This window comes from Nocardioides sp. GCM10027114 (assembly GCF_042659625.1).
Lineage (GTDB): Bacteria > Actinomycetota > Actinomycetes > Propionibacteriales > Nocardioidaceae > Nocardioides.
On record NZ_JBHSSS010000019.1, the window covers coordinates 60,827 to 72,666 of the forward strand.

Genomic DNA, 11,840 nt, shown 5'->3' on the forward strand with positions numbered 1-11,840 from the left:
CAGGGGTGCGGGGCCGCTAGGGTCCCTGCGTGACCCTTCCGTTCGACCCGATCGACGAGGCGGCCCGGCAGTGGGGCAGGCGCTGGTCGGGAGTCCCCGGGATGCACGCCGTGACCTCGCTGATGCGCGTGCAGCAGCTCGTCATCGGTCAGCTCGACGCGATCCTCCGGCCCCACGGGCTGACATTCGCGCGCTACGAGGCGCTGGTGCTGCTGGTGTTCTCCTCCCGCGGATCGCTGCCGCTGGGGAAGATGGGGGAGCGGCTCCAGGTCCACCCGACCTCGGTCACCTCGATCGTGCAGCGGCTCGAGGCCGCCGGACTCGTCGTACGCCGCCCTCACCCGGAGGACGGTCGTGCCGTCCTTGCCGAGATCACCGACGCTGGGCGAGAGGTCGTCGAGGCCGCGACCGCCGACCTCGTCGAGGCTGAGTTCGCCCTCGGGGCACTGGGGGAGGAGCAGCTGCGCGACCTGTCGGCACTGCTCAAGCCCGTACGCCGGGCCGCCGGCGACTTCTGACTGGGGGTCCCTCTGGGCGGCCGTGTGCCGGGCACGCTCCTGCTCAGGACGCGAGGGCTGATGGCCGCGTACGGCAACCGCACTCACGTGCCGCAGATGTAGGGCACGGTTCCCCCGACGGCGCGAAGGCCGAGCCGTTCCAGAATGGGTCGGCTGTTCTCCGAAGCATCGACCTGCAGTGTCGAGTAGCCGCGCTCCAGGGCGATGCCTGCGCGTCGCGACACCAGGGCGCGGTAGATGCCGCGTCCTCGGTAGCGGGCAAGCGTGCCTCCGCCCCACAGACCCGCCACTCGGGTGCCCGCGAGGGGCGCCAACCAGGCTGCGCTGACAGCCAGCTCCCCGTCCTCGACGAGGAGGATCTCAACGGGTGCCGTGCCCGCGAGTCTTGCTTCCAAGTCGTCTGCCAGCCAGGACCAGTCTTGTGCCCACACTTCGCTTTCCAGGGCTGCGATGCGTTCCAGGTCGTCCCGGGATGTGACGGCCCTGAGCGTGAGGTCCGCGGGCACGTCCGCACCACCGGCCAGAGCGGAGGCATCGCCAAGCAGGAGGGTCTCGTGTGGCTCGGGCCTGGCTCCATGCCTTTCCAGCAGCGGTCGGAGGTCGCCGCGATCGTGGTCGAACGTCTTCCACTCGAAGCGGCGGTTGAGGTCGGCGTAGAAGGCGAAGGTTCGCGCGACCAACGCCTCGAGCTCCCCTGATGTCTGGGAAGACGGGTCCCGGGTGAACATCGCGAAGCCTCCGCGCGTAGTCAGGCATCGCGTCAGGGGTCCGTCCTGGTCACCGACCCAACCTTCGGGCAGACGGGTCGGAAACGAACCTCGGACCTCGCGGTCGTACACGTCCAGGAGTTCGCCGATCGTCATTCGATCAGCCTTTCACGCCCGTTCGGAACCGGAAGCGCGGAGGCGGAGCTCGCCTTGGGGGAGGACCAGCTCAGCGAGCGTGGCAAGACCCCGTGGCCGCGGTGGTTGAGGTGCGAGCGCAGCGAGCCTCGAAACCCGGAAGTGAAGGCAGGGCGGCGACCACAGGTCGGTCGAGCCCGACGAGACCCCCGGAAGCGGGCTGGTGACATGCCCATATCCCCGCCGGGGCTGGTGCGGCGGGGTGTGGGGCGGGGCAGCTACCGCTCGGGTGGTGTGCCGGGGCGGTGGGCGTCGATCAGCCGCTGCCGACACGCGGCGGGGTCGGGGGTGACGTCGCGGGTTCCGGTCTCGTCACGCAGGTAGGCGTGGCCGTGGGGTGAGCGCCAGAGGAAGACGCCGTCGTCGACGTGGGTGTACGACCAGCCGCCGTGTGTCTTCAAGCGATGGTGCTTGCGGCAGAGCGCGGCCAGGTTGCACCGACAGGTCGGGCCACCTCGTTCCCCGTGGGGGATGACGTGGTCGTGGTCGCAGGCCCGTGCTTTGCGGGTGCACCAGGGGAAGACGCAGTGGTGGTCGCGGTCGTCGACCAGGTCGGCCAGCCGGTCCGGCACCTCGTAGGCGCCGACGGGTGCGCAGCCGGTCGGGTCGACCACCGGCTTCACCGTGATGGCCACGTCGGGCGCCTGCAGCCAGCTCTCGATCTGGTCGGTGGTGATCGGGCATGCCATCCCCTCGACGCGGCCGAGCGGACCGGTGCCGGTGATCGCGTCCTCGGACACGTGGATGACCAGGGTGATCTTGCGGCGGCGGGTGGGGCGGCGGTGCAACCGGCGCGGCCCGTCGGTCTTGGACTCACCCTCACCGCTGTCGCTGGTGAGGTCGAGGGTCTGGGCGCCGCGGGCGAGCTCGCCGACCGCCTTGGACCGGCGGACGTCGAGGGACTCGTCGGAGCCGAGCTGGCGGAGCTGCGAAGCGAGGTCGGCCACGGCGTGCTCGAGGTCGAGGGCGTCGGCGGCGTCGAGGACGCCGTGGACATCGACGGTGCCGTCGAGGGTGGCGGAGTCGAGGTGGATCTCGAAGGAGCGGTGGTCGGCCGCTCTGCCGAAGCGTTCCTGGGCCAGGTCGGGATCGTGGCGGGCGATCGCCTCGTCGATGAGGTCCTTCACCTTGGTCAGACCGATCTTGTGGGCCACGTGGGCGACGTGCCGGTCCACGAACTCGGCCGCGGCCCGGTTGAGGGCAATGGTGTGGCGGGCGATGTGGCGGGCCCGCCACGCCGGCAGGTCACCGTGCACCACCCGGCGGTAGAGCCGCGGGAGCCGGTAGCGCAGCTCGACCGCCTCACCCAGAAACGCCCGACCCGCGTCGGTCGACATCCCCAGACTGGCTGCCCACTCGGCGACGCAGAACTCCGTGATGAGCGGGCACCCCTCACCCGCGATCGGGACCGCGGTGTCCGCGCCGTCGAGCTCGAACCCGGCTGCCTCGACCAGCGACTCGACGGGGTGCTGGACTGCCCACTCCACGCCCGCCACCAGTAGCTCGGCCTCCGCGACCTGGGCCGCGCGGCGGCGGTCCCGGGCGAAGGCCAGCACCTCGACCGGGGACTCGCCCGGAGAGGTGGAGACCGTGGTCGCTGTCATGGCTCTACTCAAGCACCGACCACCGACACTCCAAGCCCGAAAAGCCCGTGGTTGAGCCCGATTCCACAAACCCGAAAGTAAAGAAATTCTCGAACCGCAACCACAGCGGTCGACCCCCAGCAACCGGGAGCCCGGAACCAGCCGCAAGCAGGACCGCAACCCAAGCGGCGGGTGACCACGCATCCCGATCAAGGCGGCCGGGCACGAACCAGCCGCGAGCCGACAAGGGGTCTCGACGAGCTCGACCACCGTGTGGTCACCGCCCTGCGTCACTCACCGGGTCTCGACGGGCTCGACCGGCGTACGTCGCCGCCGTGCGTCACTCGCCGGGTCTCGACGGGCTCGACCGGCGTACGTCGCCGCCGTGCGTCACTCGCCGGGTCTCGACGGGCTCGACCGGCGTACGTCGCCGCCGTGCGTCACTCGCCGGGTCTCGACGGGCTCGACCACCGTGTGGTCGCCGCCCTGCGTCACTCACCGGGTCTCGACGGGCTCGACCACCGTGTGGTCGCCGCCCTGCGTCACTCACCGGGTCTCGACGGGCTCGACCACCGTGTGGCCGCCGGCCTGGACTCGTGACGGCTGCGGGATTGGCGCATTTAGTAGGACGTCCTACTATCTGTGACATGGCCGACACCGCACGCTCCCGCTGGCAGTTCCGCTACGAGGCCTCGCGCGTCCGCGACGCCGACTTCACGACCCTGAGCGGGCTCGAGGTCGAGCCCGCCTACGGCACCGACGACTCGGAGTGGCCGGGCGAGTTCCCGTTCACCCGCGGGCTCTACCCAACCGGCTACCGGGGCCGGACCTGGACGATCCGCCAGTTCGCCGGCTTCGGCAACGCGCAGCAGACCAACGAGCGCTACAAGATGATCCTCGGCCGCGGTGGCGGCGGTCTCTCGGTCGCGTTCGACATGCCGACCCTGATGGGTCGTGACTCCGATGACCCGAAGTCGCTGGGCGAGGTCGGCCACTGCGGTGTCGCGGTCGACAGCGTCGCCGACATGGACGTGCTCTTCGACGAGATCCCGCTGGGCGACGTCACCACCTCGATGACGATCAGCGGCCCCGCCGTGCCGGTCTTCTGCATGTACCTCGTCGCAGCCGAGCGGCAGGGCGTCGACATCGGCACCCTCAACGGCACGCTGCAGACCGACATCTTCAAGGAGTACATCGCGCAGAAGGAGTGGCTCTTCGGCCCCGAGCCCCACCTGCGCCTCATCGGCGACCTGATGGAGTACTGCGCGGAGAAGATCCCGGCGTACAAGCCGCTGTCGGTCTCCGGCTACCACATCCGCGAGGCGGGCTCGACCGCCGCGCAGGAGCTTGCGTTCACCCTCGCCGACGGCTTCGGCTACGTCGAGCTCGGCCTCTCGCGCGGTCTGGACGTCGACGTCTTCGCCCCTGGCCTGTCGTTCTTCTTCGACGCCCACGTCGACTTCTTCGAGGAGATCGCCAAGTTCCGGGCTGCCCGCCGGATCTGGGCGCGCTGGATGCGCGACGTCTACGGGGCGAAGACCGAGAAGGCGCAGTGGCTGCGGTTCCACACCCAGACGGCCGGCGTCTCGCTGACCGCGCAGCAGCCCTACAACAATGTCGTCCGGACCGGCATCGAGGCGCTCGCCGCGGTGCTGGGCGGCACCAACTCGCTCCACACCAACGCCCTCGACGAGACCCTGGCGCTGCCCAGCGAGCAGGCCGCCGAGATCGCGCTGCGCACCCAGCAGGTGATCATGGAGGAGACCGGCGTCGTCAACGTCGCCGACCCGCTCGGCGGCTCGTGGTACGTCGAGGCGCTCACCGACAAGATCGAGGCCGAGGCCAACGCGATCTTCGACCGGATCCTCGCGATGGGCGGCTCGTCGCTGACCCACACCGACACCGAGGCGCTCGCCGAGACGATGCGCCGCTCGAGCGGCTCGACGGGGGAGAAGGCCGAGTGGCCGATCACCCGGGGCATCCTTCGCGGCATCGAGGAGGGCTGGTTCATGTCCGAGATCGCCGAGGCCGCGTTCCAGTACCAGACCGCGCTCGAGAAGGGCGACAAGAAGATCGTCGGCGTCAACTGCCACGAGGACTCCGTCACCCACGACCTCGAGATCCTCCGGGTCTCCCACGAGGTCGAGGTCGAGCAGGTCGCCGAACTGAAGAAGCGGCGCCAGGCCCGCGACGACGCCGCCGCCAGGGCCGCGGTGGCTCGCATGGTCGAGGTCGCCCGCACCGACGAGAACATGATCGAGTCGATGCTCGAGGCGGTCCGCGCCGAGGCCACGCTGGGCGAGATCTGTGACGCCCTGCGCGCCGAGTGGGGCGAGTACCGCGAGCCGGCCCGCTTCTGACACGGATCTTCGGGGGCCTCGCCGACCCGCCCGGGACTCATCGCTGACCCGCCCGGAGGTTTCGGGCGGGTCAGCGCTTCCTAGGATGGGGCCCATGACGCAGCAGCCGTTCTCGCGCCCCGGTGCCTTCGACCTGTCCGCGCTCAAGCGGCCCGCCCCGCAGGGCGGCGGCTCCCCGGCCGGGGGCGCCGCCGGTGCTCCCCGCGCCGCGGCGGGTGGCGGGGGAGCGGCCGCGGGTGGTGCGACCGGCTCGCCGTACGCCGTCACGCTGGACGAGCAGAACTTCCAGACCACGCTCGAGAAGTCGATGACTGCGCCGGTGCTGCTGGTGTTCTACTCGCGCAGCCGGATGCCGGAGAGCGGCCAGCTCGCCGACGACCTCGTGACGCTGTCGGCCGAGTTCGAGGGCAAGTTCCTGGCCGGCCTGGTCGACATCGACGCCGTCCCGCAGATCGCGCAGGCGATGCAGATCCCGTCGATCCCGCTCGTGGTCGCGGTCCTCGACGGCCGGCCGATGCCGCTGCTGCAGGACGCCGCGCCGCTCGACCAGCTGCGCACCATGCTCGAGCAGGTCATGCAGCAGCTGACCGCGCAGGGCGTCACCGGCCGCCACCAGCCCCGCAACGACGCCCCGGCGCCCGACGCCGAGGGCGAGGAGCCGCAGGCCGACCCGCGCTACGCCGCCGCGCAGGACGCGCTCGGCGAGGGCGACATCGACCGGGCGGTCGCGGAGTACCAGAAGCTCGTGGACGCCAACCCCGCCGACGCCGAGGCGGCCGCCGGCCTGGCCATGGCCAAGGTGCTGCAGCGCACCCAGGGCGTCGACCTGCAGCAGGCCCGCGAGGCCGCCGCGGCCTCGCCCGACGACGTCGACGCCCAGACCCTCTGCGCCGACCTCGACATGCTCGGCGGCCACGTCGACGACGCCTTCAACCGGCTCATCGACCTCGTCCGCCGCAGCTCCGGTGCCGACCGCGACCGGGCGCGCGAGCACCTGATCGGCCTCTTCGGCGCCGTCGGCAACGACGACCCGCGGGTGCTGCGCGGCCGTCAGAACCTCGCGTCCGCGCTGTTCTGATTCCCTGCCGGACCGGGTGACCCGGTCAGGCTGCCGGGCCCCTGCGGCGTACGTCGTCGACGGCGGTCATCGCGTCGCGCAGCTCGGCGAGCCAGTCCTCCTCGTGCTGACCGACGAGCCGCACGCACCACGCCAGCGCCTCGGAGCGTGACCGGGCGACCCCGGCCTCGACGAGGGTGTCGAGCACCCGCCGCTGCGGCTGCTTGAGCCGCGTCATGACGGGCGCCGACACGTGGGTCCAGAGCTCACGCCGGTCGCCGAGCACGACGCCCCATGACACCTTGCGTCCGTAGCGGTGCTGCCCCTCGCGGGCGACCTCCATGCGCTGCGCGCGGGTGTCCTCGCGGATGCCCGACGCGCGCCCGGCGCGCTTCTCCTCGACGACCGCATCCGGGTCGTCCTCACCGTGCTCCACGTCGGGGAGCACGAGCATGACCGTGATCTCGTCGCGGTCGATCGTCACCTCGGGCGCCGAGGCCTGCCACTCCTGGGGGAGCCGGCCGGCGAACCAGCCGGCGACCTTGGCCCGGTCCTCATCTGTAATCATGTAATCAGTGTTGCACCGCTTTCAAGCGACAGGGCTCCCTCGACCTGGACCTCGTCCCGGACCTCGGCCTCGTCTGCTCGCAGCTGCTGCTTCGCGACCGCGGATCGCCCGGCCTCCAGCCGGGCGACGGGGACCCGGAACGGCGAGCAGGACACGTAGTCGAGCCCCACCTCGTCGAAGAAGTGGATCGAGGCCGGGTCGCCACCGTGCTCGCCGCAGATCCCCAGGTGCAGGTGGGGGTTCGCCCTGCGCCCTGACAGGGCAGCCGTCCGCACCAGCGAGCCCACGCCGGCCGTGTCGAGGCTCTCGAACGGGGACACCGGGAAGACCCCGCGCTCGAGGTACTCGGAGAAGAACGACGCCTCCACGTCGTCGCGCGAGAACCCCCAGGTCATCTGGGTCAGGTCGTTGGTGCCGAACGAGAAGAACTCCGCCGAGCGGGCGATCTGGTCGGCCGTCAGCGCGGCGCGAGGCAGCTCGATCATCGTCCCGACCTTGTAGTCGACCCGGTCGCCGCGCTCGGTCGCGACGTCCTCGGCCACCCGGTCGATCTCGCCCCGCACGAGGTCCAGCTCCCGGACCGTGGCAACCAGCGGGATCATGATCTCCGGCCGCGGGTCGCCGCCCGCGTGCTTCCGGTCCGCTGCCGCCTCCAGGATCGCCCGGGCCTGCATCGTGAAGAGCCCGGGGATGACGATGCCGAGCCGGACGCCGCGCAGGCCAAGCATCGGGTTCTGCTCGTGGAGCCGGCGTACGGCGTCGAGGAGCTTGCGCTGCCTCCGCTTGCGGTGGCCCCTGGTGTCGGCGATCGCCATGGCGACGGACAGCTCGGTGTAGTCGGGGAGGAACTCGTGCAGCGGCGGGTCGATCAGCCGGATCGTCACCGGCAGGCCGTCCATCGCCTCCAGGATGTCGGTGAAGTCCTGGCGCTGCAGCGGGAGGAGGGCGTCGAGTGCGTCCTTCACCCCCTGCTCGTCGTCGGCCACGATGAGGTTCTCCACCAGCTCACGCCGCTCGCCGAGGAACATGTGCTCGGTCCGGCACAGGCCGATCCCGGCGGCCCCGAACCGCCGCGCCCGGGCCGCGTCCGCGGCCGTGTCGGCGTTCGTGCGAACCCCCAGCCGGCGGGTGGAGTCGGCGTGCGCCACGAGCCGGGCCACGGCCCCGACCAACGGGTCGTCGACGTCGTCCCCCTCGAAGTGGCGCACCACGAGGGAGTCGACGACCGGTACGGCGCCGTCGAAGACCTCGCCGGTGGTGCCGTCGATCGAGATCACGTCGCCCTCGTGCACGGTCTTGCCGCCGCGGACCTCGAACTTGCCCTCCTTGGTGTCGACGTCGAGCGTCTCGGCCCCGCAGACGCAGGTGCGGCCCATGCCGCGCGCCACGACAGCGGCGTGCGAGGTCTTGCCGCCCCGGCTGGTGAGGATGCCCTTGGCGACGACCATGCCGTGCAGGTCCTCCGGGCTGGTCTCCTTGCGGACGAGGATGACGGCCTCGCCGCGCTCCGCCCACTCGACCGCGGTCGCCCAGTCGAAGACCGCGCGACCGACGGCCGCGCCGGGGGACGCGTTCATCCCGCGCGCGAGCAGGGTGCGCTCCGCGCGCTCGTCGAAGCGCGGGAACATCAGCTGCGCGAGCTGCCCGCCGGTGACGCGCCGCAGCGCCTCGTCGAGGTCGATGAGCCCCTCGTCGACCATGTGCGAGGCGATCCGGAACGCCGCCTCCGGGGTCCGCTTGCCGACGCGGGTCTGCAGCATCCAGAGCTTCCCGCGCTCGATGGTGAACTCGATGTCGCACATGTCGCGGTAGTGCGCCTCGAGCGTGCTCATGATCTCGAGCAGCTCGTCGTGCGACTTCTTGTCGATCGTCTCGAGGTCGGCGAGGGCGACGGTGTTGCGCAGGCCCGCCACCACGTCCTCGCCTTGCGCGTTCTGCAGGTAGTCGCCGTACTCGCCCTGCGCGCCGGAGGCAGGGTCGCGGGTGAAGCAGACGCCGGAACCGGAGTCCATGCCCCGGTTGCCGAAGACCATCGCCTGGATGTTGACCGCGGTGCCGAGGTCGTCGGGGATCTGCTCCTGGCGGCGGTAGAGGATCGCGCGGGGGGTGTTCCAGGAGTCGAAGACCGCCCGGACCGCGAGGTCGAGCTGCTCGCGGGGCTGCTGCGGGAACTCGCGGCCGGTGTGCTCACGGATGATGCCCTTGAACACCTCGACCAGGCCGGCGAAGTCCTCGGCGGTCAGCTCGAGGTCCCCGGTCACCCCCCGCTCGGCCTTCAGGTCGTCGAGCGCGTCGTGGAAGAGGTGGCCGTCGATGCCGAGCACCGTGCCGCCGAACATCTGCAGCAGCCGCCGGTAGGAGTCCTGGGCGAACCGCTCGTCGCCGCCGCTCTGGCGGGCCAGTCCGTGCACCGAGTCGTCATTGAGGCCGACGTTGAGGACGGTCTCCATCATGCCCGGCATCGAGAACTTCGCGCCGGAGCGGACGCTCACGAGCAGCGGGTCGTCGTGGTCGCCGAGCCGTCGGCCCATGCGCTCCTCGAGCTTCGTCAGATGGGCCGCCACCTCGTCGGCCAGCGCCGTCGGCTCGCCGCCGCCGTCGAGGTAGGCACGGCACGCCTCGGTCGTGATCGTGAAGCCCGGTGGCACGGGCAGGCCGAGGTTGGTCATCTCGGCCAGGTTGGCGCCCTTGCCCCCAAGGAGGTCCTTCTGGTCCTTGCTGCCGTCGGCGAAGTCGTAGACGAAGGTGCTCATCCCTCGATCTTGGCGGCCCCGCGGCGGTCCCGGCAGGGACTTTCGTCAGCGCCCCGACTCGGTGTACGGCGTGCCACCCTCGCGCAGGTTGGCGAGGGCCGCCTCGATGCGGCGGGCCGTGAAGTCGGCGGCGCGCTCGCGGACCTCGTCGAGGGTGCAGAACGCGGCGCTGCGGATCTCGCGCTCCTCGCGGACGACGTCGTCGAGGATCGAGGCGTCGTGCACCCCGCCGTCGAAGACCAGGCAGAGCGCGTCGTCCCAGCCGCTCCAGGAGGGCAGCCAGTCGGTGAGGACCAGACCGCCCGCCTTGATCTCGAGGCCGAGCTCCTCGTCGACCTCGCGGCTGACCGCGAGCTGCGGGGACTCGCCGACCTCCACGACCCCGCCAGGCAGGTCCCAGTCGCGCTTGTAGGTGAGCTGGCACAGCAGCACCCGGCCGTCGTGGTCGCGCACCAGCATCTGGCTGATCGCGCGCTTGCGGGGGAGGAACGAGTTGAGCAGCGCCCGGAAGCCCTCGGGCTCGCTCGCCGGGAGGTCCGAGGCGAGCCGGGCGTAGACCACGTGGTCGCGGTCGGGCCCGCGCCGCACGCCCTCGCGCCGCAGGCCGGCCCAGGTGGCCAGCCGCTGCCCCGGGACGTCCTCGGCCTCGACCCACGCCTCGACGCGGCCGTGCACCGTCAGCGCCTGCTCGACCTCGCGGCGTACGACGTCGACGGCGGCCCAGTGGCCCTCCGCGTGGACGTCAAGGGTCCAGCTGATGCGCACGGCCCCGTCCTCGACCCGGTCCAGCCGGGTGACGTCCTCGGCGCCGGCGCCGGCGTCCGCGTCGTGCTCCTCGCTCACGTCGGCCACCCTAGCCCGCGTTCCCTGAGGGGTGGGGTGCGGCTTCACCACGGTATGTGGGACTGCCCGCACCTCCCGTGGCGTACAGCACTGGGGAGGTGCGGTCGTGGCTACATACCGTGGTAGAGCCGCGCCGGGAGCTCAGCAGCCGAGCAGGCGGGAGAGGCGCGCTGCAGTCACTCGAGGACGGTCGTAGTCGCTCCAGACCGCCCGGAACATCCGGTACCCGGTGACCTCGAAGAGAAGGTCCTCGCGCTGCTTCTCGGCGAAGACGACGTCGCCGGCCTCCTGGTCGGGGGCCACGAGGCGCCCATACTTGACCCGCCCGTCGAACTCGCCCAGCACCCCGTGCCGGGGCCAGCCCCAGTCGCAGGTCCCCAGCAGGCGTCCGTCGGCGTCCCGCACCTCGAACTGTGGCTCGGGGGCGGGAAGGTGGTAGCTCCAGCACAGCCATCGCCCGCGGGACTCGCCGACCGACTCGGCGCGTCCGTCGGCCATGCGGAGTGGCACGTGCAGATGGCGCTTGCCGGGCCAGTGGGCCATCAGCTCGAAGCGTCGATGGAGCGCCGGCTCGGTGCAGAGCGACTCGTGAAGCACGGAGTCGAGGGTGCACAAGGCCGCTTCACCGTCGCCCAGGCTGGCGGCTTCCAGGGCTGCTCGGTCTGGCGTCGTCACGGGCTTCCCGTCGAGCTTCGTGACGTCGTCGTCGAGCGTGAACCCCTCATGGTGGACCACTCCTGCTTCGGTCCGGCCGGCACCGCCGTCAAGCCGGGTGACGTGGACGAGATCCAGCGGAAGCCCCCACACGCTGATGCCGTGCGCGATCGCAGCGCTGACATGGCTGAGGACCACCCCTTCGCCCAGGGACCGCAGCACCGCGTGGGCGCGCAGCAGGTGCCGCCCGGTGTCATCAAGGGCTGCCCAGTGGTCCGGCAGCGTGTAGAAGCCGCGGCGGAACCTCATCCACTGCTTGCCCCGTACGAACCTGGCGACGTCTCGATCGTCGTACCCCACGTCGTGGGCCTCGCCCCAGGTGAAGAAGCCGTGCATGTCGACCAGAGCGCGGATGGGATCCATCCGCTCAGCGTCGTACGTCGTTCCCGCGCTCTGGCCCGGGCCGGGGGCGGGCTGTGAAGGGAGCGTCCGCGAACGCCACCTGTGGACGGCCAGCGGGCTGTGGCGGGTGTCCGTGCTTCACCAAGGTCCCGTGGTGTGCCTGCACTTCCCGAGAGTCATACGCCTCGGGAAGTGCAGGT

The 11,840-nt window shown here is 71.3% G+C and carries 10 protein-coding genes; 4 read left to right on the forward strand and 6 right to left on the reverse strand.

Going from position 1 to position 11,840, the window contains the following annotated elements:
• Positions 1–29: 29 nt before the first annotated feature.
• Positions 30–518, forward strand: a complete 489-nt coding sequence (locus ACFP2E_RS08625; RefSeq protein WP_378523224.1) for a MarR family winged helix-turn-helix transcriptional regulator — start codon at positions 30–32, stop codon at positions 516–518.
• Between the two features lie 83 nt (positions 519–601).
• On the opposite strand, the gene ACFP2E_RS08630 is transcribed toward ACFP2E_RS08625, so the two are convergent.
• Positions 602–1,381, reverse strand: coding sequence for a GNAT family N-acetyltransferase (locus ACFP2E_RS08630; protein WP_378523225.1), 780 nt, complete (start codon positions 1,379–1,381; stop codon positions 602–604).
• 257 nt (positions 1,382–1,638) lie between these two features.
• Positions 1,639–3,024: an HNH endonuclease signature motif containing protein gene (locus tag ACFP2E_RS08635; protein WP_378523226.1), complete on the reverse strand. Its 1,386-nt coding sequence runs from the start codon at positions 3,022–3,024 to the stop codon at positions 1,639–1,641.
• A 414-nt stretch (positions 3,025–3,438) separates the two neighbouring features.
• On the opposite strand from ACFP2E_RS08635, the gene ACFP2E_RS08640 reads away from it, so the two are divergent.
• The 3 genes from ACFP2E_RS08640 to ACFP2E_RS08650 all read left to right on the forward strand — a co-directional run bounded on the left by ACFP2E_RS08640 (position 3,439) and on the right by ACFP2E_RS08650 (position 6,441).
• On the forward strand, positions 3,439–3,603 hold the full coding sequence (locus tag ACFP2E_RS08640; RefSeq protein ID WP_378523227.1) for a hypothetical protein: 165 nt from the start codon (positions 3,439–3,441) through the stop codon (positions 3,601–3,603).
• A 47-nt stretch (positions 3,604–3,650) separates the two neighbouring features.
• Complete coding sequence (locus ACFP2E_RS08645; protein WP_378523228.1) at positions 3,651–5,363, forward strand: methylmalonyl-CoA mutase; 1,713 nt, start codon at positions 3,651–3,653, stop codon at positions 5,361–5,363.
• Between the two features lie 94 nt (positions 5,364–5,457).
• Positions 5,458–6,441: a co-chaperone YbbN gene (locus ACFP2E_RS08650; protein ID WP_378523229.1), complete on the forward strand. Its 984-nt coding sequence runs from the start codon at positions 5,458–5,460 to the stop codon at positions 6,439–6,441.
• 25 nt (positions 6,442–6,466) lie between these two features.
• Here ACFP2E_RS08650 and ACFP2E_RS08655 read toward each other — a convergent pair whose 3' ends face one another.
• The 4 genes from ACFP2E_RS08655 to ACFP2E_RS08670 form a co-directional block, all read right to left on the reverse strand.
• Entirely contained in the window at positions 6,467–6,988 is a 522-nt protein-coding gene (locus ACFP2E_RS08655; protein WP_378523230.1) for a hypothetical protein, read from the reverse strand.
• Positions 6,985–9,741 (reverse strand): pyruvate, phosphate dikinase, encoded by a 2,757-nt coding sequence (gene ppdK, locus ACFP2E_RS08660; RefSeq protein WP_378523231.1) that lies wholly within the window; start codon positions 9,739–9,741, stop codon positions 6,985–6,987. Before ppdK ends, ACFP2E_RS08655 begins: the two co-directional genes overlap by 4 nt.
• A gap of 45 nt (positions 9,742–9,786) precedes the next feature.
• On the reverse strand, positions 9,787–10,584 hold the full coding sequence (locus ACFP2E_RS08665) for an NUDIX domain-containing protein (RefSeq protein ID WP_378523232.1): 798 nt from the start codon (positions 10,582–10,584) through the stop codon (positions 9,787–9,789).
• A 141-nt stretch (positions 10,585–10,725) separates the two neighbouring features.
• Positions 10,726–11,661, reverse strand: a complete 936-nt coding sequence (locus ACFP2E_RS08670) for a hypothetical protein (protein ID WP_378523233.1) — start codon at positions 11,659–11,661, stop codon at positions 10,726–10,728.
• Positions 11,662–11,840 lie beyond the last annotated feature (179 nt).

Excerpts from the sequence above, each read along its gene's own strand:
- ppdK (WP_378523231.1), bottom strand. The coding sequence starts at position 9,741 with ATGAGCACCTTCGTCTACGACTTCGCCGACGGCAGCAAGGACCAGAAG.
- ACFP2E_RS08655 (WP_378523230.1), bottom strand. The coding sequence starts at position 6,988 with ATGATTACAGATGAGGACCGGGCCAAGGTCGCCGGCTGGTTCGCCGGC.
- ACFP2E_RS08645 (WP_378523228.1), top strand. The coding sequence starts at position 3,651 with ATGGCCGACACCGCACGCTCCCGCTGGCAGTTCCGCTACGAGGCCTCG.
- ACFP2E_RS08670 (WP_378523233.1), bottom strand. The coding sequence starts at position 11,661 with ATGGATCCCATCCGCGCTCTGGTCGACATGCACGGCTTCTTCACCTGG.
- ACFP2E_RS08630 (WP_378523225.1), bottom strand. The coding sequence starts at position 1,381 with ATGACGATCGGCGAACTCCTGGACGTGTACGACCGCGAGGTCCGAGGT.
- ACFP2E_RS08635 (WP_378523226.1), bottom strand. The coding sequence starts at position 3,024 with ATGACAGCGACCACGGTCTCCACCTCTCCGGGCGAGTCCCCGGTCGAG.
- ACFP2E_RS08650 (WP_378523229.1), top strand. The coding sequence starts at position 5,458 with ATGACGCAGCAGCCGTTCTCGCGCCCCGGTGCCTTCGACCTGTCCGCG.